We start from the raw sequence: 22,551 nt of genomic DNA, 5'->3' as shown, positions 1-22,551 counted from the left end.
GTAGTGATAAGGAAACAGGGCTCGGATAACATCATGGCGCGGGTAAATTAACCCACTAACGACGCCGGATATATGGTCGCAAACCGTATCGAACCAGTACTTGTAACACCCGGGGCGTCCATATATGGTCAACAAAAACTGGCCACGGCTTTAGAGTTTTTCCAAAACAATCTTTCTGATTCATTCGGCGTCAAACCACCATTATATTGATGAGGTCTGAGCTGGCTGTAATATCCTGTGATGTAATTCGTTATTGCCGTGCTGGCTTGGCTAAAATTAGCGTAGCCATTATCCGGTACCCACTCTGTTTTCAGACTTCTGAAGAACCGTTCCATTGGGCTGTTATCCCAGCAATTTCCCCGGCGACTCAGACTTTGCTTTATCTGATATCTCCACAGTAACTGCCTGAAATTCCTGCTGGTATAGTGACTGCCTTGATCCGAGTGATACAGTAAATTAGCCGGTTTTCCCCGTGCTTCCCAGGCCATCGACAGGGCTTTACCTGTCAGTGCTGAATCAGGGAAAAATGACATCGCCCAGCCAACCGGTTTACGGGAAAACAAATCGAGTACTACAGCCAGATAAGCCCAGCGTTTTCCCGTCCAGATATAAGTCACATCACCGCACCAGGTCTGATTAGGCTCGGTAACAGCAAACTGGCGATCCAGATAATTAGGGATCTCAATGTGTTCCTTAGACGCCTTCTTATAACGATGGCCAGGTTGCTGACAGCTGATAATATTGAGCGCTTTCATTAGCTTTGTTGCCCGCCAGCGGCTCAGTTTTATACCTTTGGTGGTGACCATCGCGGCAATGCTTCGCGCTCCTGCTGAGCCGTTACTTTCGCGATAAACTTCACGCACAAGGCTCAGTAATGCCACTCTCGTGGCGTCAGGCTTCCTGGGCTGCCGCCAGTATTTATAACTGCTGCGATGAACCCCAAACACGTTGCACACAACGGCAACAGGAAACCGCGCCCTGAGTTTCTCAACTAATGAGAATTGTTCAGGGAGTCTGACATCAAGAGCGCGGTAGCCTTTTTTAATATATCCCTTTCCATTTCAACGCGTTGAAGTCTTTTCTTTAGCTCGCGTATTTCAATCTGCTCAGGTGTCATGGGTGAAGCAGTGGGTGATTTTCCCGCTCGCTCTTCTTTCAGTTGTCGAACCCATTTGTCCATTGTGGATTTGCCGACGTTCATTGCCGTAGCAGCGGCGGCAACGGTGTAATGCTGATCGAGTACAAGCTGGGCAGCTTCGAGGCGAAACTCGGGGCTAAAATTGCGTCTGTTACGTCCGGTCATAATGTCACCTGTTTTTACTGTGAGGTGATGATATCACCTCTATTCAGGTGGCCAAATTCAGTGTGCCACTACAGGTTGATATTCGCGATGAAGATGGTTGAGGGTTTTTTTTTAGCCAATAGAGAACCGAGTTTCTGAAATTCTGACTGTTTAAGAACAAAGCAAGCATCTTGCGGTAGTTCATAAACAGGAAAATATTCACTGGAGGAATTTGATACTTCTTTATGCTTCAATATATAGTCATAAACATCAGGTGGTGCATTTTGAGTTAAACGCATGATCTGCTGATTGACACGTGTTTGTCGGGACAGCCTCTCGAAAACCTGAAATGTTTTATTTGATATGGTAACTGTGATGCCATAATTAACATCAATTGATTGGTGTGTAAGGAGTGGTATTTTCAGAGCCTTAGCAAGTAGTTGTTGCAGAAGAACATATTCATAGCCGCAGAACATCGTGTCAATTATTTTTTCATGTGGATAGATGTAATCACCCTCTGTGCTAAATGTTAAGTTTATTCCGTTAAGAAAACAATCCTTATCTAATAAACAAAGGCGATTGATGAAAGAAGAATTGATCGGGCTAAGCTTCAGCTTTTGTTGTGAGGTTTTTATTTTTCTTATGATTACAGGTGACTGAAAGTAAATAGAAAGAAAAATATCACCATGAAGGGCATAGCGATAAATATCACTTTCTCTTATTTTTTGATCGAATAGCTCATTGGCCTTTTTTACGGATTCTCTTACAGTCATCCAGCCAGTCTCTCTGAATATTCTTCTGGTAGTAGGTATGGTTTTTGGCATGATGAATTTCCTCGAGCAATTTTTTCATAAACATAAAGCCCAACGTGATTTAGTTTAACTATATTGTAAAAAATTTATTTAATGTTGAAGTGTGAATTTGAATATATTCATCGCTTATTTCTTCACAACTAATTATTGCTTTAAACCAAAGCGGCGACACCAACATTTCAGTAGCTTGTCTAACACGAATGCTGTTACTAATCTCGCCTCGTTTAATTGCTTCTTCAAATATTTTATCAGCCAGTTTTAATCTTGACTGCCATATGCCCTTGATTGCTTCTTTAACTTCTTCATCTCCCGTTCCAACAGCGGCGATTAAGCTATATACAAACCTTTTACCTTTTCCAGAGTTTAATAAATTGGCTATGGATTTTAAAAGATCTCTTAAATCATCCTGAATACTTCCTGTATTTGGCATCAGAACATAGCTTTCAGCTATGTGATTAAGAGTGTCTGCAATTAATCCGGCTCGCTCCGGCCAGCGCCTATAGATGGTTGATGGGCTTACATTTGCGAGAATTGCTATCTTCCTGTAGGTAAGAGCCTCAACCCCTTCTTCTGACAAAAGATGCTCTGCAGCTACAAGTACAGCAGCACGATTCTTGGCACTACGGCCGCCAGTGCGCTCTGTTACATGGTCTAAACGATTAGCTCGAATAAAACTTGATCTGGCCATAATTACCCCATAATCTAAATGCAATACTTGTTGCATTAGAGGTTGGCATGAAAATTCATTGTTTGCAAACAGGTGATGTTCAGATTAAGAGTCGCCATGAGTTAGCTCGTTATGAATCGCGTCCGGCGAGGTTGTTTGACGTGCTCAAAGATAAGCATTGGAGTTCTCGTTTACCGATCGGTTGTTGGCTTGTCGAGCATCATGAAGGCCTTATACTTATTGATACTGGCGAAAGTACACATGCAAATGATCCCGGATATCAGCCTTGGTGGCATCCATTTATGCAAAAATGCGAACGTAGATGGGTCAGACCTGAAGAGGAGGTGAATGAAAAAATTAAGCAGTTAGGATTTATGGCTAATGATGTTCGCTGGGTCATTATGACACACATGCACGGAGACCATGCTGGCGGAATAAGACATTTTCCAAATAGTGAATTTATCCTAAGTGAGCTTGAAGCATCAGAGTGCTTATCTTGGAAGGGCCCTGTACAAGGATTTCTGAATATGCATTATCCTAATTGGTTTAGACCATCTACTATAAGATACGAAGATGGCCCATTTGTATCCTTCGAGAAACATCAATGCCTTACTTCAGATGGTTTAATTCGTATTGTTCCAACACCGGGGCATACAGCAGGTCATCAGTCTGTCATTATAGATTGTGGAGAATATAACGTTTTAATCGCTGGTGATGCCTCTTATCAGGAGAGTTACATGCTTGAAGGAAGTGTTGATGGGGTTGCGGTCGATGGAAATCTTCACCAGGAAACTACTAAGAAATTGCGTGCACTATGCAAAAGTAAACCTACGATAACGCAATTTGCTCATGACAATCTCAGCGCTGAGAGATTGGAAAATAAAATTTTCACTGTGCCAAATGAGCATTTTGACTGAAGTGTTTTCCCTCGACCCTTTTCATTATCTAACTGTATTAAGATAGCTCGTAATTTTTAGGTTCTAGGTCAGAATTCTTTTAATGATTTTGTTAATAAAATTTTTTGATTATTGAAGTAATCATTAAATGGAGAGCGAGTATTAAGGACGTTCTCCAATTAGAATTATTTTTCTACAGTTAACGTGTTATCAACCCATTAAGCATGAGATCCAAGTGCGCTTCTATTAATATTTCCTTCTTAAGATGACGGCGGCCGGTGACGTTTATGTGCAATATCATCAGGTTTAGAATAGAACTCATAATCACCTCAGGGAAACCTGACGCGGGTCCATCACGAAACTCTCCTGCTTCGACTCCTTCTTTTAATAATTTGCCTATTGCTCCTGCCAGAGGTTCTACGAATTCGTCATAGTGACGCTCAACAATTTCGGGAAGACGTACACCCTCAGTCAAAGACAAGCGCAGCATTTGCTGGATTTTTTTATCCTTTGATATTTTCTCAAAGGCATAGAGAAGCAGCTGACGCAGGCGTTCAGTGCAAGTACCATTGAATGAGTCTGACATGCTCAACACATCACGGTATGGTTGGGAATGGTGATGAGCCATCGCTTCGAAGAGCGCCTCTTTGGTGGGGAAATACAGATAGATTGTGCCCTTACTGATACCCAGTCGTCTGGCTATATCATCAAGTCTGGCAGCGGCATAGCCCTTAATTGCGAACTCTTCGAAAGCAGCCTCCATAATTTCTTGAGGGCGTTGCGCTTTTTGTTCAGCCCGTGTCATCTTATTTATCATGTTGAGAACTCCATAAATTACCTTGTCCGGGCCTCGATTTTATCCTGGTAGGATCATGTCACAGTTCTGCATCTCCGCAAATACCCTTAGTGTCCTGTCACTGATTTCAAAACCATTCAACCCAGTCTGTCTACTGTCGCACAGGTGATTTTCAGAAGTTAACCATTAAATTGACTGACTGGTCAGTCAGTGATAAATATAGCGTCTATTTTTCGTGGTTTCAATGATGGGGATCCCATGCAACGGGTTTCGATAATCGCATGCAGTTTGGTATGCATAGCTCTGACAGGGTGTGACGGACAAAAACAAGCATCTGCCCCACTACAGGCGGTGCGTGCCATCCAGGTGCAACGGGTTCGATATCATAACGTGGCACATATATCGGGTGAGGTTGCTGCCCGGTTCCAGGCCGATCTGGCGTTCAGGACAGAAGGTCGGGTGATCGCGCGGCTGGTTGATGTGGGGAGCCGGGTGCATAAAGGAGACGTGCTGGCCCGGCTCGACGACGTAGAAAAAAAAGCAGACGTGGAGGTTGCGCAGGCCACACTTAACGGCGCACGCGCAACGCTCAAGTTAAAACTAAGCACCTTCAGTCGCGATCAGAAGTTGCTCGCAACCCATGCGATTTCACAGGCTGAATGGGATCAGGCGCGCGAAGACCTCAGCAGTGCACAGGCGGGGTTGGTCAGCGCGCAGTCATCACTTAATACGGCAAACGATGCGTTAACCTACACCGAACTCAGAGCGGATGCGGATGGGGTGATCGTTTCGCGACAGCTGGAGGTCGGCCAGGTAGTTGCCTCGGCCCAGACCGTTTTCACACTCGCTCATGATGGCTTACGCGATGCCGTGTTTGAGGTACCGGAGGCCCTGTTAGTCAACGAGCAGCCGGGAGATCACATTGAAGTCGGACTGCTTTCAATGGCTTCTTCTCCTTTAACTGCCAGGGTGCGGGAAGTGGCACCGTTGCTGGATGAGTCACGCGGCACCGTCAGAGTGAAAGCTACGCTACCGGCACCGGTACAGTGGTCACTCGGCGCACCGATTGTCGGCGACTTCGAGGCGAAAGAAGAGCAGGGCATTTTACTCCCACCCGGTGCGCTGACCTCAATTCAGGGTAAACCCGCCGTATGGGTGATAGATAAGCAAAAAGACGTCGTTTCGCTGCAGGCTATTAAGGTTTCACGTTACCGCGCCCATGACGTGGTTGTGGCCGCTGGGTTAACGTCAGGGAGCTGGGTAGTCACTGAAGGCGGAAAGTTTCTGATAGCTGGTCAGCGCGTTTCTCCGGAGCAAAAATAGATGAACAGAAATTCATGGTTTTTTTTATGCCCACTGACCCTGCTGCTGGCAACTGTCTCTGGTTGCGATGATAAAACTACAGCACCTCCGGCCCCGCGTTACGTCCTTTCCGCAGCAGCCCTCGCCGAGTCCGCCGCTGGTATGCATCTCGCCGGCACAGTGCAACCCCGCATCACGTCCCCGCTTTCCTTCCAGACTCCGGGGCGGGTGGTGTCACGTCATGTCGTCGTAGGCGATGAAGTCAATGCCGGTGATGTGCTTGCTGAATTGGACCCTCTCTCTCTGGAGTTTTCGGAACAAAGCGCGAGGGCGAGTCTGCAGGATGCGCAGGCCAAACTTCAAAATGCCATGGTCAGTGCCAAACGGCAACGTAGCCTTGCCACAGCACGAGTTACGAGCGTTGAAGAACTGGAAGAGGCCGAACAGAATCTGACTGCCGCTCAGGCAGCGGTAGGAGAGGCCCAGGCGAGGCTGCGTAAAGCCGGCGAACAACTGAGTTATGCCCGGTTGAAATCGAATTATAACGGCGTAATCACATCGGTATCTGTCGAAGCCGGACAAACCGTTGCCGCAGGTCAAACCGTTTTTCAGGTGGCCAGCCTGGAGGGGCGTGACGTCGTGGTTGATGTGCCTGAAGAAGAGTTAAGAAATGTAACGCTTGGGCATAAATTTGAAATGACATTACAAATAGATCCCTCCATCAAATGGACTGGCGTACTAAGAGAAGTTGCGCCGGCAGCGGATGCGGCTACGCGTCTGCGGAGGGTCAAGATCGCCATAAATGATGCCCCGCCGGCATTTCGATTAGGCACTGTGGTCACTGTTTATCCCCTGATATCAAACAACTCAGGTACGTCCGTGATCATTCCTGAAACCGCCGTCTTTGAGCGTCAGCAGACGCACTTTGTCTGGGTGATTAACCCAGCTTCCCTGACCGTCGAACAGAGAAAGGTCCAACTCATACCATTTAATCAGGCAAATTCGGTTCGTGTACTAAGCGGACTGAAAGAAGGGGAGCAGATTGTTACGGCCGGTGTGAACAGCTTACTACCGGGGCAAAAAATTCGCATTGAGAGGACGTCAACGCTGTGAACAAATTTAACCTTTCGGACTGGGCGCTCGAACATCGCTCTCTGGTCTGGTACTTCATTATTATTTCGGCAGTGATTGGCTTCTTCTCTTATCAGGAACTGGGAAGAGAAGAAGACCCGGCTTTTACGATCAAAACGATGGTCATACAGGCGCAGTGGCCTGGGGCGACTGCGGAAGAAATGACAAACCAGGTAACAGATCGTATTGAGAAGAAGCTGCAGGAAATTGATACGTTAGACCACACCCGCAGTCAGACAACGGCGGGGCAAACCATCATTTTTGTGGATTTGAAGGAAGAAACGCCATCTAAGGACGTTCGCGCCGTCTGGCAGCGGATCCGAAATATGATGGCGGACATTCAGGGAGATTTTCCCGCCGGCATACAGGGGCCTTTTTTAAACGATCGTTTCGATGATGTGTTTGGCAATATTTATGCCTTTACCAGCGACGGTATAAGCCAGCGTCAACTGCGTGATTATGTTAATGAGGCACAAAAGAAAGTGCTGACTATTCCCAACGTCGGCAAAGTTGAGATCCTGGGAGCTCAGGATGAAGTCATTTATCTGGAGTTCAATCCACGTAAAAGTGCCGAACTGGGCGTGAGCCGCAGTCAAGTTATCGCCGCGCTGCAGGCGCAGAACGCCGTCACCGCTAGCGGGTTTATCGAAGCCGGTTCGGACCGGATCGCACTGCGGGTCGATGGGGGGTTTGCGTCTGAGCAAAGCCTGCGGCAAATCAACCTGCGTATTAATAACCGGTTCTTCCCTCTCACCGATGTGGTCAATATTACGCGCGGTTATGTTGATCCGCCGACCTCGCTGTTTCGCTACAACGGTAAACCTGCCATCGCACTGGCGGTGGGCATTAAATCAGGCAGCAATTTGCTGGTGTTTGGGCGCGCGCTGGACCAGATGGTTGACAATATTGTGCACGACCTGCCTGCCGGCGTGTTTGTTTCAAAAGTCTCCGACCAGCCTGCCATTGTGGATGAGGCCGTCTCCGGATTTACCCGCGCGTTATTTGAGGCCGTCGTCATAGTACTGGCGATCAGTTTTATCAGCTTGGGTGTCCGGGCCGGTTTGGTGGTCGCCATTTCAATTCCGCTGGTACTGGCCATTACTTTCCTGGTGATGTATTACGCGGGTATTTCGTTGCAACGCATCTCGCTGGGCGCATTGATCATTGCGTTAGGATTGTTAGTCGACGATGCGATGATTGCCACTGAAATGATGGTGGCGCGCCTGGAAATGGGCGACAGCCTCAGAAAGGCGGCCACGCATGTTTATACCTCCACTGCGTTTCCGATGTTGACGGGAACGCTGGTCACCGTAGCCAGTTTTATTCCTGTAGGATTTAACGCCAGCAATGCGGGCGAGTTCCTCTTTACGCTGTTTGTTGTCATTGCCGTATCGCTGATTGTCTCATGGGTCGTGGCAGTATTGATTGCGCCACTGCTGGGCGTGGCACTGCTGCCAAAAACGATTAAAAAGAAAGCGGAACATAAGAGCCGTACCGATAAAACCTTTTCCCGTATGTTGCACTGGTGTCTCCGCCACCGGTGGCTGACGATTGGTAGCGCCTGTGCGGCATTTATTCTCTCTGTTCTGGGCATGTCGCTGGTTCAGCATCAGTTTTTCCCCAGTTCAGACCGCCCTGAACTGATTATTGACTGGAACCTGCCGCAGAACAGTTCTATCGATGAAACCAGCCGGCAAATGGCGCAGTTTGAGCGGGAAGAGCTGCAAAACAGCCCTGACGTGGATCACTGGTCGAGCTATGTGGGCACCGGTGCTCCAAGATTTATCTTATCGTTTGACGTTCAGCCCTCGTCGTTGTCATTTGGCCAGACTGTCATTGTGGCAAAAGACATCAAAACGCGGGACCGTTTGCAGATAAAGTTCCGCACCTACTTAGCCCACACCTTCCCCGGCACCGACGCCTACGTCAAATTGCTGGATATCGGCCCGCCGGTTGGTAAGCCGGTACAGTACAGGGTAGCAGGACCGGATATTCAACAGGTGCGCAGCGAAGCACACAAACTGGCCGCCATTCTGGGACAGGATCCTGCGCTGAACAATCTTGCCTTTGACTGGAATGAGCCTGCCCGGGTGGTCAGGGTCAACGTCCTGCAGGATAAGGCCCGCCAGATGGGAGTCTCATCGCAGGCAATCGCTCAGGCGATGAATGGTCTGGCTGGGGGGGAAGCGATCACACAGGTCCGGGACGATATCTATCTGATAAACGTATTATGGCGTGGTCAGGCAAAAGACCGCGGCTCAGTCGATGCATTGAGAGACCTCCAGCTTGATGGTGCTAATGGTCAGCAGATACCGTTATCTTCTGTCGCCACTTTCAGCTATCAGCTTGAGCAACCGACCATCTGGCGGCGTGACCGTGCGGCCACCATTACGCTCAAAGCGGGCGTGACCGGAGATATTCAACCGGCCACCATTGTGCAACGCCTTGAGCCAAAAGTAGAGGCGTTCCGGCAAAGCCTGCCTCAGGGATATTCTGTCGAGACGGGCGGGGCGGTTGAGGAGAGCGCGAAGTCACAGGCGCCGATCGTGAAAGTAGTGCCCGCCATGCTGTTTGTCATTGCGACCATTTTGATGATCCAGTTGCAAAGTTTCCATCGTCTTTTTTTGGTCTTTTCCGTCGCACCGCTCGCGTTAATAGGCGTGGTAGCCGCGCTGCTGCTCAGTAACGCACCGCTGGGTTTTGTGGCCATACTGGGCGTGTTAGCGCTGGTCGGCATACTGATCCGCAACTCGGTTATCCTGGTGGTACATATCGACACGTTGCGGGCTGAGGGCGTAGCGCCCTGGCATGCAGTCGTGCAGGCAACCGAACATCGTATGCGTCCTATCATGTTAACGGCCGCAGCCGCAACGCTTGCACTTATCCCTATTGCGCGGGAAATATTCTGGGGGCCTATGGCGTACGCCATGATGGGCGGCATCATTATCGGGACAGTCCTGACGCTGTTATTCCTTCCCGCGCTCTACGTCACGTGGTTCAAAATCCCACAAGAGGAGAAAGCAGAATGATTCGTTTGCTGATGTGTACCGGCTCGAACAAAAGACCCTCTTTTACACTGAATCAGGTAGCAAAGGCATGAGTTATTTTATTGTTTCCCGAATCCTGCGCTTATCCCATCGCGCCCTGACGCCGGTCGCTGCAATGGTGTTCGCCACCTTGTTCACAGGTTGCACGTTAGCGCCCGATTATCATCGTCCCACTGCCCCCATTCCACCTGTGTGGCCAGTAAAGACTAAAACGAGCGTGTCAGACACGTCCGTTGCATCGATAACCTGGCAAACGTTATTCATAGATCCTAAGCTACGGGGGGTCGTTCAGCTAGCCTTGGACAATAATCATGATTTGAGAATCGCGATTCTGAATATAGAGAAGGCCCAGGCGCAGTACCGGATACAGCGCTCAGCGCTGATGCCTCAGGTTGGAATAACGGGAGCAGAACAAGCCCAGCGCACACCTGCGTCGGTATCTTACACGGGGATTGGGGGGGTAAGCCGAGGGTACAGTCTCGATGTCGGTATAAGCGCTTATGAGCTCGATCTTTTCGGGCGCATCCGTAGCCTGAAGGAAGAGGCTCAGCAGGATTACCTGTCGACAGCCTGGTCTCGACAGGCTACGCAGATAAGTCTGATCGCTGAAGTTGCGGGAAGCTATCTATCGCTGGCTGCAGACCAGGACCTGCAGCGTCTGGCACGGGATACATTGCGCAGCCGCCAGGCAGCATATGATTTGCAGCAGAGCCTGACCAGCGTCGGTAAATCCTCCCAACTGCCGTTGCATCAGGCTGAAAGTGAGCTCGAGAGCGCCCGATTCCAGTCCCTTCTTGCCGATAAGCAAGTGATGTCAGATAGTAATGCGCTAGCTTTACTGGTAGGCACACCTTTACCCGCAAACCTGTTGCCTTCAACAGACTCATTAGCGCACATGATCAGTGATAAGACTTTATCTGCGGGCCTCCCCTCTGATTTGCTGCAACAACGCCCTGATATCGTTTCAACAGAACATAATTTATTGGCTGCTAATGCTGACATCGGTGCAGCCCGTGCAGCGTTCTTCCCAAGCATTAGCCTGACAACTTCTGCTGGGCGTGCGAGTAACGCCCTAGGGGAACTTTTTGACGCGGGTGGGCAAAGCTGGAGTTTTGCGCCTCAGGTTAATCTGCCCATTTTCAGTGGCGGACGGCTGATGGCTCAATTAGAGACCTCCAAAGTTGAACGTGACATTGCGGTGGCAGAGTATGAGAAATCTGTTCAAACCGCTTTTCGTGAGGTTTCGGATGCGCTGGCAGAACGCAGCGTGGTTGATGATGAAACCCAGGCGCAGCAAAAGAATGTCCAGGCTGCTCAGGCAGCATTTGACTTCGTTCAGATTCAGTATGCTAACGGTGCGACGGACTACCTGAATGTGCTGGATGCGCAGCGGACATTATTCTCTGCGCAACAGTCTCTGATTCAGAGCAGACTTTCGCAGCAAAACAGTCTAATTACCCTTTACAAGGCCTTGGGAGGAGGGTGGGAGCGTGGAGCTGTAGACTAGCGGACCCTGCCATGTACGGCTGTTTACGTGCAGGCTAAGTATATTGCGCACTTCGCCTGCATGTTCATAAGTTCGGATTAAACGGATTAAACGGATTAAACGGATTAAACGGATTTAATTGATTCTAATCCATTGAAATCTTGTAAAAATTTTTTCAATAATCTTTCCAATTCTATGCGGTCTTCATTTGGCCAGCTATTGAAGACGTCGTTATAAATGAGAGCTCGCGTATGATCGATTTTATCTGTCATCATTTTTCCTTCAGGCGTGACTACTGCTTCGTTAATTCGCTTATCTTTAACATTTTTCTGTCGGTAGGTTAGACCTATTTGCTCGAGTTTAGTTATCTGACGGCTCACCGTCGTGTAATCCCGGCCCACCCGGTCAGCGAGTTCTCCTACGCCTACAGGCCCAAAGCGGCCGATCAGGACCAGCAATGGAAACAATGCTCGATCAATATTAATACCGGAGTTTTTTATCATTGTTTCATCACGTTGCGGCCGATTAAAAGTACCGACAATAGCCAGCAACGTATCATGTAAGTCATCAAAATTATCGTTTTTATGTGTACTTTGCACTCTTTTCATTGACGGCATCTTGGAACGTGGATAATATGTGTATTATACACATCTATTTCTTTAACTAAAGGTTAACTCAATGAAAGCAGCACTTGTTAATGGCAAAGGCGAAACCCCGATTTACGGTGATTTTATGGATCCACAGGAAGATGAGCAGCATTTTGTGGTCAATGTTAAAGCCGCCGCAATCAGTCAACTGGCTAAGGCGCGGGCCGCCGGAATACACTACAGCTCAGTAACTGAATATCCGTTTATACCCGGAATTGATGGTGCAGGTTATCTGACTAACGGTGAGCCGGTCTATTTTTTCTCATTGAGCTCCCCTTTTGGCAGTATGGCTGAGCTGAGCCTGGCAACGCCTAAAAGTATTGTGCCGCTCCCGGCAACACTTGATCTCTCAATGGCAGCCGCTATTGGTAATCCAGGAATGTCATCTTGGGCGGCATTAACGCGCAAAGCACAGTTGCGCGCAGGAGAAACTGTTCTTATAAATGGTGCGACAGGCACCTCAGGAGGGCTGGCTGTGCGTATCGCTCGTCACCTGGGTGCAGGGAAAATCATTGCGACTGGGCGTAATACTGAAGAACTGGCGAAACTTCGTACTCAGGGGGCTGATATCACGCTTACGTTGGATGAGTTACCGCATGAACTCCCGACCCTCATGAAACAGGGTGTTGATGTCGTGTTGGATTATCTCTGGGGGGACAGTGCTCTTGGCATTATGAAATCCGCCTCTGACGGAGGTGCTAGGTTGGTGCGTTTTGTGCAGATCGGCTCATTAAGTGGGCAAGAAATATCATTACATAGCAAATTATTACGCTCATCAGGACTGACCCTGATGGGGAGCGGGCTTGGCAGCGTATCTAATACTGAACTGGTCGCTTCGGTTGGAGAACTATTACAAGCCGCTGCTTTGAGTGATTTCTCAGTCCCGTTTAGTATTCGGCCGTTAAGCGAAGTAAACGACGCCTGGAACAAGGATGACAGTCGTTGTCGTACTGTTTTCAATATCTGATATTAAAAATACGATCTGGTACTTAACAATTCCTAGTAATTTCCACTTCGCTCGTGAATAAATGGAAATTTCTGCTGAGATACTTATTGGCTCATAACAGTTTTTGAGAAGGTGGACCATTATCGTAATAGGCGGATGAGAAATCAGGTAATCAGTTGAAATACCCTTATAAGGAAAAATATGAATATAAAAATCATCACGGGTAGTGTTCGCAAAGGACGCATCGGTCCACAGATTTCTGAGTGGATATGTAAGGCCGTGGGGGAATCACAACTGCCATTACATCCTGAGACTATTGATCTCACTGAATGGAATCTGCCCATGGACGATGAGGCATATTTACCTGCTACGGGTAACTACGAGCAGCCTCATACTCTGTTATGGAGTAAAAAAATCGCTGAAGGTGATATGTTCGTTTTTGTTTTTCCTCAGTATAACTGGGGATATCCTGCAGCACTGAAAAACGCAATTGATCACCTCTACAATGAGTGGAAAGAAAAACCTGCTCTGATTGTCACCTATGCAAACCGTGGAGGCGGGAAAGCGGCTGCTCAGTTGAGGCAGGTAATTGACGGGATCCATATGATTAATCTGAGCTCCGGTTTGGAAATAAAGCTATCTGAAATCACACTGGATCTAGAAGGTCAGATTGAACATCCCGATATGCAACTCAGTAAGTATTTACCCGATCTGATGGCTCTTCTTAATGAAGGGTACAATGAAAAGGAAAAGCTACAACAGAAATATCAAGAATGATAGTCAGGGTGGTACATGTTCACAGCTGACTGGGTCAGACATAAATATTTGATAAAAACCCCGGGCTTTTCCTGCTGGACAGTTGGCGTTCTGGCGCTCCAGTTCCAGCACTATCATTTCCTGGGTAGCTTCGCCAATCGCAGGCTGAAAAAATACGATTTCCTAAGGCCGGCGGTCGCGGATAAGCTCCTGAGCACAGGTCACTAGCAATACCTCCCGAATGTGCATTGGGCAGGCGTAAACTAGTCAACGTTTTTATATCTTGTTTAATGCCACTAAAGTCAAGCCATACCCATGAAAAGTAATAAGTAAAACCTCTTTGAGTAAGCATCCACCTTAACATTATAAAACCACAAATAATCAGTCCTAATCCTGAAATAATGTGCATCCAGGTTATAAATCCTTCAAGACTATGTTCACCAATTGCTTCAGTCTCTGTCAGATTAAAGTTAATAATTTGTGATAATATTAGAAATGCCAAAATGATATGAAGAATACAAAAAAATGAGCATAATCATGTGGTAACAGATTCAAGAGTCGCAATTTCATTAATGAGCCCTTAGTGAATTTATCGATGACCTTAATCATACAAAAGAATCATTAGGATAACCTTAATTCTTAAAATTGCAGCAGGCATTAGTTTACCTTATTATACGGCTACTCGAGGAATGGGAATGGTAACTATTATTACTATGTTTTTACTTGCTGTTCTTATTATGCAGAAAAGTCCCTGCGCACATTAATTTTAAATATAATTTCCTGCGGGGGTTGATATGTTTTTTCTATAGTGCGGTAATCTATTTTTACACCAACCCATGAACTAAATAAGAATCATAAATTAAATGAGGGGTTTAATTAGCTCCCTTAACGCGATGATATTAAATGAAAATTTAAATTTTTATAATTTATTAAACGGTTAGAATGAGACATGGCTAATACGATTTCTTTAGATAATTCTGATAGCACTTTTTCTACTGGGCAGTCTGCAATGTCCGCTGCTCGCTCATAACAGACCTAATCCGTTTCCGTGGATAGTTCTGTATGAGAAGCGGATCTCACACTTTGGATTCACTCAGGACATTTTACCTGAAGATGCTAATAAACGGTTTAGCAATTAGTCCGAATTGAAGCCAGAAAAATGCCGTAACAGTACAGACTGATACGGCTATTTTTGTGGTTTATTTTATCAGAGGGGTTATAACATTGTGCAACTGATTTCCTTCCCACAAATATAAGGCGGCACATACTGTTTCGGGCACATATCCAGATAATCCGACCACCACTGCATCATCGCTTTACGGGCATCGAGATATTCCGCTTTATGGATGTAAGCCGCTCGAACGCTATTGCGTTCCTGATGACTCATCTGCCGTTCAACCGCATCCTGTGCCCATAGGCCAGACTCCATCAGAGCACTACAGGCCATTGCCCGAAACCCGTGGCCGCAGATTTCATCTTTTGTGTCATATCTCATCAGGCGCAACGCCTTGTTGACGGTGTTTTCACACATTGGCTTATACGGATTATGGTCACCGGGGAATATCAGCACGCGATGCCCGGATATTTCCCGTATCTGTTTCAGAATAGCGATGGACTGACGGGAGAGTGGAACGATATGTGGAGTGCGCATTTTTGCACCACGCTCAGAGTAGCGGACACCGGGGATGGCCTCGCGAGTGGCAGGAATGGTCCAGATTCTATTTTTGAAATCGATCTCAGACCAACAGGCGAAACGCAGCTCGCTGGAACGGATGAATAGGTGAAGGGTGAGTAATACGGCCAGGCGGGTTAACTCTCGTCCTTGCTGGTAGTCCTCAATGCGAGCCAACAGTTCCGGTAGTCGTTCCAGCGGAAGGGCGGGGTAGTGACGTTTAACGGGCGGGGCAATAATACCCTCCAGATTTGCTGCCGGATTGTTCTTTATCAAATCCTGATGTATGGCATGACGCATGATGTTGCACATATGCTGCCGGGTACGTGCTGCGACTTCCAGCAGACCTTTTTGCTCAATGCCTTTCAGCAGGTCGATAAAGTGACGAGGTTTCAGTTCAGCTACCGGCAAGTGTCCAATCACAGGGAATATATGATTGTTCATGCTGGCAAGCAGACGGGAGGCGTGGTTCTCTGACCATGTTCGGTTGCTTTTATGCCAGTCCAGTGCCACATACTTGAAAGTTTTTTCTGGCGATGAAGTGGCTCTTTCAGCAGAGCGCTGTTGTGCTGGATTGATATTCTGCGCCAGCAATTTACGGATACCATCACGCTGTTGACGAGCATCAGCCAAAGACACGTCCGGGTAGGCGCCTAAGCCAAGGCGGGATTCTTTGCCATCGATACGATATTTGAGATACCAGAGACGTGAACCGCCTGGATTAACCAACAGGTACAGACCATGGGAATCGGAAATTTTGAAGGGTTTTACGGATGGTTTTAAGTTGCGGATTTTTGAGTCGTTAAGAGACATTTGGGGGTCACTCCGTCATCGAACCAACATGACCCCAAATCTGACCACCAAATTCTCCCGATGCGGAGGGAAAACTAAAAATGCATCGGGAAGATTTTTCGCGCTAACTTATTGAATCTAAATCACATAAGGATTCGCAAAGAGGCATGAAAACAAGAATTTGGCTCCTCTGACTGGACTCGAACCAGTGACATACGGATTAACAGTCCGCCGTTCTACCGACTGAACTACAGAGGAATCGTTGGAACGGGGCGAATAATAGCGACTGCCCCGTGGCATGTCAAAGGGGAAACTGAATAAATGTGTGCGTTTGCTGATACTTTAGCCAAGTTGTTGAGAATAGAGTCAAAAAGGCCCGTTTTCATATTGAAGCAGGCCTTTTTCGGTCTTAACGCAATTCACGACAAGCGCGGGTGATTCGCTCGCAGGCTTCCTGCAACCGGTTGTCATCGATGGCATAAGCAATACGCAAATAACCCGGCGCACCAAAAGCAGAACCCTGAAGCGTGGCGACATGGCCTGATTTCAGCAGATAAGCTGCAAAATCTTCATCTGTTCTGAGAATATCGCCTGAAGGTGTCGTTTTACCTGACATCCCCTGACAATTAGCGAAAACGTAAAATGCGCCCGGCGGCGTTTCGGCACTCAGGCCGTCAATGGCATTCACGCAGTTCATGATCAGGGTGCGACGGTGCGTCAGGATGTCGATCCAGTCCGCGATGAATGCATTGCCCTGTTCCAGAGCGGCAACAGTCGCGGCCTGAGAAATGGAGCTGGGGTTGGAAGTGCTTTGCGACTGCAAAATTTGCATGGCAGAAATCAGCCACGCGGGGCCGCCCGCATAACCCAAACGCCAGCCGGTCATTGAATAGCCTTTAGAAACACCGTTTACGGTCAGGATACGCTCTTTCAGACGAGGTTCGACTTCGGCGAGTGTGGCGAAAATACCGGGCACAAAACAAATTTGTTCGTAGATGTCGTCTGCCATCACCAGCACCTGCGGATGCTCCAGCAGAACGGCGGCCAGTGCGTGGAGTTCGTCAGCTGAATAGACTGCCCCGGTCGGATTGTTCGGGGAGTTGAGGATGACCCAACGTGTTTTCGGGGTGATTGCGGCGGCTAAAACTTCCGGCTGCAATTTCCAGCCATCACTTTCCAGGCAATGAACAATCCGCGGTTCACCTTCCGCCAGTGCCACCATATCCGGATAAGACACCCAGTAAGGGGCCGGGATAATCACCTGATCGCCAGACGAAACGGTGGCCAAAAGTGCGTTGAAAATGAGTTGCTTGGCGCCACTGCCCGCGATGACTTCATCCGGGCGGTAGCTGATCCTATTTTCACGATTAAACTTAGTCATGATGGCGTGTTTAAGCGCGGCGGTACCGGCAACGGCAGTGTATTTTGTGTCACCTTGTACAATCGCGTCGATGCCGGCCTGCTTAATATGTGCGGGAGTATCGAAATCCAGCTCACCTTCGCCCAGGTTGATGACATCAGTACCTGCCGCGCTGAGCGCACGAACCTGGTCGGAGATCGCCGCTGTCGGCGAAGGGCGCACGCGACGCAAACGAGGTGCAAGAAATTCAGCAGACATTGTTTCCCCTGTATGAACAATAACAAAATTGTATTATGTGAATCATTAAAACCAATTTAAACTTACCATTCTTCTTTTTGCTTTGCTCATAATTTCTTCGTGCTGAGCGGTATTTTACTGACGGAAACGGCAGGGCAGCGGGTATGGCTGGCGGTGAGCCTGCGGGCTGTCTGAACTTTTCATTTATAATTCAAGGTTGTCTTATGGCTTTTATTTTTGTTGCACATGACACACCTGAGCCGTCGCTGTACGGTGCGATGGCGGCAATACTGGCGGCACAAAAGGATTTACCGCTGGCGCATCTGCCGGTGAGCTGGGATACCGCACGCTACCCTGATGCCTGCCAGCACGTCGTTGGTGAAGGGCAACGGGTAACCAGCGGGTTGCTTTGGGCAGAACGGCTGATTTTGCAAAGTGCCGGTAAAGTGATGAAGCTGGAAGAATTGCTGAAGACGTATGGCATCGGGGATGTGGTGATCCCCCTCGGGCCAATACAGATCATTCAGTTCACTCAAATTGCACGGCAGGTTCGCGAAAACGCGTTTGACTATGAATTGATTACGGTTGAGCGCGAAAATCAGGGGTATATGTTCAGGCGGCACGGACTGACGGATGAAGCCGCCGGATGCTGGTGGCGTGATCGTTATGGGCGCTGGATAAATCACGATACGCCGCCACAAACCACCACTTCGCTGCGTATCGCGCTGGTCGGTGCGCAGTCCGAGCAGTGCACGACCTATCCGGCCACGCTCGCTGCGCTGGGTGATGCCGCGGATGCTTTATCAGTGTCGCTTGATATGGTGTATGCCGCGCCCCAGGTGCTGGAAGATCATCTGCATGAAGTGATGGAAAACGTCGATGGTATTTTACTGCCGGGCGGATCCGCGATGTGTAATGTTACCGGACAGATTTGTGCCGCACATTACGCCCTGAATCGCCATATTCCCATTCTCGGGTTGTGCCTGGGCATGCAAACCATGACTACGGCCATCGTGCAGAACATGATAGGTTCTGCGAAAGCCAATCTGGCGGAAGCGGATCCTGATGCTGATATTAAAACTTTTGTGCCGCTGACGAATACGCCCACATTTCCGGTTCACCGCCTCGGGGATCATCGGATGCATTCCCGCCCCGGCAGCCGGTTGCATGAGATTCTTGGCGATGAATTTATCGTGCGCTACAACCACCGTTTTCACCTTGCACCTGAACTGAAACCGGATCTGGAAAATCACGGATTGCTGATCAGCGGGACCGATGCCACCGGCAAGATTGCTGACGGAATCGAATTCATACGCCATCCGTTTTACCTCGGCGTGCAGGGCCACCCGGAGTTGTCATCACTGCCCGTGAAACCTCACCCGTTGCTGATAGCTTTTCTGAAAGCGGCGTCAGCTCAGCACGGATAAATTGACGGCACCATGAAAAATCCCCGCCTGCAAAGACGGGGATTTTTGCTTAAAGCGGGTTACTTCAGGGTGACGCCGGAGCGCGGATCGGCGGCCAGACGGCGCAGTTCCTGCTCCACCAGCCCGATCACATCAGCTTGCAGATCAATCAGCGGGGCGCGGACATGGTGGCCGTCAAAACCGCGCAGGTTCATGGCCGCTTTTACCAGTTGCGGCTGACCGAAACGGCGGGCCAGCGCCCGGTACGGATACCACAGACGGTGCAGTTCGCGTGCGGTGCTGGCATCGCCGCTTTCCAGCGCACGATAGGTTGCCAGAATAATTTCCGGCAGAGCGCCGCTGTTGGTGGTGCTGATGCCGTCAAAACCACACATCATCGGCCCTAAAAATGCCAGATCGGAGGCGCAGAACAGACGCAGACGCCCGCCAAGACGGTTGGCAATCTGGTCGATGGCGGTCGGGTTCAGATCACCTTGTTTGATACCCACCACGCCGTCGATGTCGGCCAGTTGCTCCAGCACTACCGGCGGCAACGTAATGCCGATACCCGGTGCGTTATACACCAAAATACCGGTGCGTGATAACGGTGCCATCTGTTTGAAGAAGCTGATAATTTGCGCGTCGGTCACTTCAGAAACAAACGGCGGCGTGACCATCGGCAGGCCACCCAGATCGCCCGCCAGTTGCGTTAAATCACGCACGACACGGACATCTGAACCTGCGCTGCACAACATCACCGGCACGCGGTCACCCACCACTTCCATCACATGGCGGAACAGCGTGGCGCGTTCGTCGGCGGTCATCGCCGGGAATTCACCGTACGTGCCGCCAATCAAAATGCCGTCATAACCGAGGCCGATGACCCGCTCAATGTTGCGGGATAACCCGGCAAAATCAAACTCGCCGCCCGCCGTAAAAGGCGTCACGGTAATATTAAAAATACCTTTCAGGCGCGCCTGACTTTCACTGATGTCTTTCATTTATTCAATTCCCATCATCTGGTTAAAAGCAAAATCAAAGTAAGGTCAGCGGACGATCCACTGTGCCGAGGGCGCGATAGCCGGTTTCGGTCACCACAATGGTTTCACTGACACCGACGGTGAATTCGCCGTAAATGCGCAATGCAGGCGGAATGTGGAAGGTCATTCCCGGCTGTAATTCGGTGGTGATGCCGCTGTAAAGGCTGAGGATCGCGCCTTCGCCCCAGTCCGGTGCGAACGAAATACCAATCGAATAACCGGTGCGTTTTTTGAAGTTATCGGTATAGCCAGCGCGGTCGATAACGGCCTGACAGGCCAGATGCGGCGCTTCGCATGTCGCGCCCGGACGGATGGCATCGAGTGCAGCCTGCAACGCTTCCTGACAGACTTTTTCCATTTCCAGCGCCACGGCTGGCGGTTTGCCGAGCCAGGCGGAGCGCATCAGGGCCGCGTGATAACGGTCGTGAGTGGCGGCCATTTCAAGGAAAATCGGGTCGCCCCCGAGAATTTTACGGCGTCGCCATGTACCGTGCGGCACACCGGTGCGCGGGCCGCTGGAGACCAGCGGTTCCATGCCCATATATTCGGAACCGGCGGCAATCGCTGCCCCCATCATGGCGGAAACCAGATCGTTTTCTGTCGCACCTGCGGCAATCGCCGCGCGGCCTGCCAGCATGCCAGCGTCAACGTAACGGGCGGCGTGCGCCATTTTTTCCAGTTCTGCGGCTGATTTCACGGCGCGCAGTTGCTCGATAACACCAGCCGCATCGTGGATCGTGCCGATTTCAGCCTGTAAGGCTTCGTATATTGCGATCGGCAGAAACCAGCCGCGTTTATCGATACCGATCCGGCTCTTCATCCAGCCACGCGTTTTCAGCACATCGAGCAGGAAATTCACCGGATTATCGCCATCGGTATAAATCGCCGCATCGCGGATAAAGGTGTTGGAGATGAAGTTGAAATACTCAAGCTGGCGGATAACAAACACCGGATCGCCTTCCACCGGCAGTACCAGCGTCTGGAAAGTGTAATAGCCCGGTGTTTGCTGACCTGTCAGGTAAAAGATGTTTTCCGGCCCGGTAATCACCATCACGTCCAGACCGGCTTTCACCAGTAACTGACGCGCCTTCGCCATGCGCTGCCGATATTCTTCTTCGTGAAATGCAGATTCTGCGCCTGGCACGACGCGGCCCGTATCGGGTAATGATGTTGCTGTCATTGTTCAAACTCCTGAATAAATTCTGCCTGGGAAGGGGTGAAGCGGATACCCAGCCCCGCGCCCGGCGGGCTGCTGAGTAACCCCTGATGATAGGAAAGGCCGTGAACCGGGTCGTTACCCAGCCCGTCGGCACCGTAAAGTTCGGCGTAAGCGGGCTGGCAGGCGCGGGCGACGTGCAGGGCGGCGGCGGTAGCGGCACCGCCTTCGTTCATCTGACCAATCATGAAGGGCACGCCCGCGGCCGTAAGACGTCGTGCGGCAGCCATTGTCGGCGCAATGCCGCCCATTTTGACCAGTTTGAGATGCGCCATAATCTTGCCGTTCAGCGCCAAAATGCGTTCTAAATCCGCCTCGCTGCTCATGCTTTCATCGAGCATCAGCGGCACCGGACTGGCTTCGGCCAGCGTCGGATAATAGTGCGCATTAGCGTCAGAAACCGGCTGTTCGAGATAACTCATGTCAAACTTCGCCAGCGAGATTAAATGGCTGCGCGCGGCTTCCGGCTGCCATTGGCCGTTGGCATCTGCGGACAAACTGATTTCGTGCCCGAAACGTCGGCGCAGCGCACTGAGCCGTGCTTCATCTTCTTCGAACGAAGCCACGCCGACGCGCAGTTTAAGCTGTGTAAAACCGCGATCCACATACGCCGTCGCCTGTTGCAGCATCTGCGCCATCGGCGTCCAGAACAGCGTCTGGTTGGTGTGATAACTCACCGTTTCGCTATTATCTGCGCCCGCCAGTTGCGCCACGCTGATGCCTTCCTGACGCGCGATCAGATCATGCAGCGCGATATCCAGCAGCATGCGTGTCGGTGCCAGAAAATCCGCCAGCCGTTGCGGCAGATTGAGCAAAATTGTGCTGGCAGGCTGACTGAGATCCAGTTGCTGCAACGCACGGATCACATCACTCAACACCCGTTCGGCGCTGTAACCATTGAGATACGCCATGTTGATGCGCACTTCGCCCAGCCCGTTGAAGTTTTTGTCTTCAAGCAGCAGATACAAGGTGTCCAGCCCCGGCACACTGCCCGACGAGGCGGTATAAAGTTGCAGATGCGGATACCGCAGGTCGGCGCGATATAATGTCGCTTTCACCG

General features: G+C 49.7%; 19 protein-coding genes and 1 tRNA gene. 8 read left to right on the top strand and 12 right to left on the bottom strand.

The features are described 5' to 3' along the window. Nucleotides 1-128: 128 nt before the first annotated feature. From LC431_RS06460 to LC431_RS06450, 3 genes are all read right to left on the bottom strand, one after another. Nucleotides 129-1,303 (bottom strand): IS3 family transposase gene (locus LC431_RS06460; RefSeq protein ID WP_370633751.1). Its coding sequence is split into 2 segments (ribosomal slippage): nt 129-1,045 and nt 1,045-1,303, totalling 1,176 coding nucleotides; the frame shifts between segments, so codons are not numbered across the junction. Nucleotides 1,304-1,371: 68 nt separating this feature from the next. Beyond that, entirely contained in the window at nt 1,372-2,106 is a 735-nt protein-coding gene (locus LC431_RS06455; protein WP_223509495.1) for a hypothetical protein, read from the bottom strand. Between the two features lie 58 nt (nt 2,107-2,164). Continuing rightward, on the bottom strand, nt 2,165-2,782 hold the full coding sequence (locus tag LC431_RS06450; RefSeq protein WP_223509494.1) for a TetR/AcrR family transcriptional regulator: 618 nt from the start codon (nt 2,780-2,782) through the stop codon (nt 2,165-2,167). 47 nt (nt 2,783-2,829) lie between these two features. Here LC431_RS06450 and LC431_RS06445 point away from each other — a divergent pair, with 47 nt between their 5' ends. Then, a complete protein-coding gene (locus LC431_RS06445) occupies nt 2,830-3,678 on the top strand; it encodes an N-acyl homoserine lactonase family protein (RefSeq protein ID WP_015696816.1) in 849 nt (282 codons plus the stop codon). Between the two features lie 178 nt (nt 3,679-3,856). Here LC431_RS06445 and LC431_RS06440 read toward each other — a convergent pair whose 3' ends face one another. Beyond that, nucleotides 3,857-4,474, bottom strand: coding sequence for a TetR/AcrR family transcriptional regulator (locus LC431_RS06440; RefSeq protein WP_015696817.1), 618 nt, complete (start codon nt 4,472-4,474; stop codon nt 3,857-3,859). Between the two features lie 237 nt (nt 4,475-4,711). Here LC431_RS06440 and LC431_RS06435 point away from each other — a divergent pair, with 237 nt between their 5' ends. The 4 genes from LC431_RS06435 to LC431_RS06420 all read left to right on the top strand — a co-directional run bounded on the left by LC431_RS06435 (nt 4,712) and on the right by LC431_RS06420 (nt 11,440). Next, complete coding sequence (locus LC431_RS06435) at nt 4,712-5,776, top strand: efflux RND transporter periplasmic adaptor subunit (protein ID WP_223509493.1); 1,065 nt, start codon at nt 4,712-4,714, stop codon at nt 5,774-5,776. Further along, nucleotides 5,777-6,868, top strand: a complete 1,092-nt coding sequence (locus LC431_RS06430; protein ID WP_223509492.1) for an efflux RND transporter periplasmic adaptor subunit — start codon at nt 5,777-5,779, stop codon at nt 6,866-6,868. It abuts the gene before it with no gap. Further along, nucleotides 6,865-9,915: an efflux RND transporter permease subunit gene (locus LC431_RS06425; protein WP_223509491.1), complete on the top strand. Its 3,051-nt coding sequence runs from the start codon at nt 6,865-6,867 to the stop codon at nt 9,913-9,915. Before LC431_RS06430 ends, LC431_RS06425 begins: the two co-directional genes overlap by 4 nt. Nucleotides 9,916-9,982: 67 nt before the next feature. After that, nucleotides 9,983-11,440 carry an efflux transporter outer membrane subunit gene (locus LC431_RS06420; RefSeq protein ID WP_153376563.1) on the top strand — a complete coding sequence of 486 codons (1,458 nt, stop codon included), beginning with the start codon at nt 9,983-9,985 and terminating at the stop codon, nt 11,438-11,440. 104 nt (nt 11,441-11,544) lie between these two features. Here LC431_RS06420 and LC431_RS06415 read toward each other — a convergent pair whose 3' ends face one another. Next, entirely contained in the window at nt 11,545-12,027 is a 483-nt protein-coding gene (locus tag LC431_RS06415) for a MarR family winged helix-turn-helix transcriptional regulator (RefSeq protein ID WP_223509490.1), read from the bottom strand. A gap of 70 nt (nt 12,028-12,097) precedes the next feature. Between LC431_RS06415 and LC431_RS06410 the strand changes: the two genes are divergently transcribed. Together LC431_RS06410 and LC431_RS06405 are read left to right on the top strand one after the other, a co-directional pair. Next, entirely contained in the window at nt 12,098-13,033 is a 936-nt protein-coding gene (locus LC431_RS06410) for a zinc-binding alcohol dehydrogenase family protein (protein WP_223509488.1), read from the top strand. Nucleotides 13,034-13,213: 180 nt separating this feature from the next. Further along, nucleotides 13,214-13,789, top strand: coding sequence for an NADPH-dependent FMN reductase (locus LC431_RS06405; protein WP_223509486.1), 576 nt, complete (start codon nt 13,214-13,216; stop codon nt 13,787-13,789). Between the two features lie 34 nt (nt 13,790-13,823). On the opposite strand, the gene LC431_RS06400 is transcribed toward LC431_RS06405, so the two are convergent. The 4 genes from LC431_RS06400 to LC431_RS06385 all read right to left on the bottom strand — a co-directional run bounded on the left by LC431_RS06400 (nt 13,824) and on the right by LC431_RS06385 (nt 17,850). Beyond that, nucleotides 13,824-14,177: a hypothetical protein gene (locus tag LC431_RS06400; RefSeq protein ID WP_223509485.1), complete on the bottom strand. Its 354-nt coding sequence runs from the start codon at nt 14,175-14,177 to the stop codon at nt 13,824-13,826. Nucleotides 14,178-14,984: 807 nt separating this feature from the next. Continuing rightward, nucleotides 14,985-16,253 carry an integrase arm-type DNA-binding domain-containing protein gene (locus LC431_RS06395; RefSeq protein WP_223509483.1) on the bottom strand — a complete coding sequence of 423 codons (1,269 nt, stop codon included), beginning with the start codon at nt 16,251-16,253 and terminating at the stop codon, nt 14,985-14,987. Between the two features lie 161 nt (nt 16,254-16,414). Next, nucleotides 16,415-16,490, bottom strand: a tRNA-Asn gene (locus tag LC431_RS06390). A gap of 151 nt (nt 16,491-16,641) precedes the next feature. Continuing rightward, nucleotides 16,642-17,850: a pyridoxal phosphate-dependent aminotransferase gene (locus LC431_RS06385; RefSeq protein ID WP_013574982.1), complete on the bottom strand. Its 1,209-nt coding sequence runs from the start codon at nt 17,848-17,850 to the stop codon at nt 16,642-16,644. Nucleotides 17,851-18,053: 203 nt separating this feature from the next. Here LC431_RS06385 and LC431_RS06380 point away from each other — a divergent pair, with 203 nt between their 5' ends. Continuing rightward, nucleotides 18,054-19,256, top strand: coding sequence for a gamma-glutamyl-gamma-aminobutyrate hydrolase family protein (locus LC431_RS06380; protein ID WP_223509482.1), 1,203 nt, complete (start codon nt 18,054-18,056; stop codon nt 19,254-19,256). Between the two features lie 59 nt (nt 19,257-19,315). On the opposite strand, the gene LC431_RS06375 is transcribed toward LC431_RS06380, so the two are convergent. The 3 genes from LC431_RS06375 to LC431_RS06365 are packed head-to-tail and all read right to left on the bottom strand — an operon-like array spanning nt 19,316 to nt 22,549. Beyond that, entirely contained in the window at nt 19,316-20,236 is a 921-nt protein-coding gene (locus LC431_RS06375) for a dihydrodipicolinate synthase family protein (RefSeq protein WP_013574984.1), read from the bottom strand. A 34-nt stretch (nt 20,237-20,270) separates the two neighbouring features. Further along, complete coding sequence (locus LC431_RS06370; RefSeq protein WP_013574985.1) at nt 20,271-21,455, bottom strand: Xaa-Pro peptidase family protein; 1,185 nt, start codon at nt 21,453-21,455, stop codon at nt 20,271-20,273. After that, complete coding sequence (locus LC431_RS06365; protein WP_013574986.1) at nt 21,452-22,549, bottom strand: mandelate racemase/muconate lactonizing enzyme family protein; 1,098 nt, start codon at nt 22,547-22,549, stop codon at nt 21,452-21,454. Before LC431_RS06365 ends, LC431_RS06370 begins: the two co-directional genes overlap by 4 nt. Nucleotides 22,550-22,551 lie beyond the last annotated feature (2 nt).

The sequence above is a fragment of the Rahnella sp. GSA61A genome, assembly GCF_019969905.1.
Classification (GTDB): domain Bacteria; phylum Pseudomonadota; class Gammaproteobacteria; order Enterobacterales; family Enterobacteriaceae; genus Rahnella; species Rahnella aceris.
The sequence above is the reverse complement of the archived record's forward strand: the minus strand, read 5'-3'. Positions and strand labels throughout refer to the sequence as shown.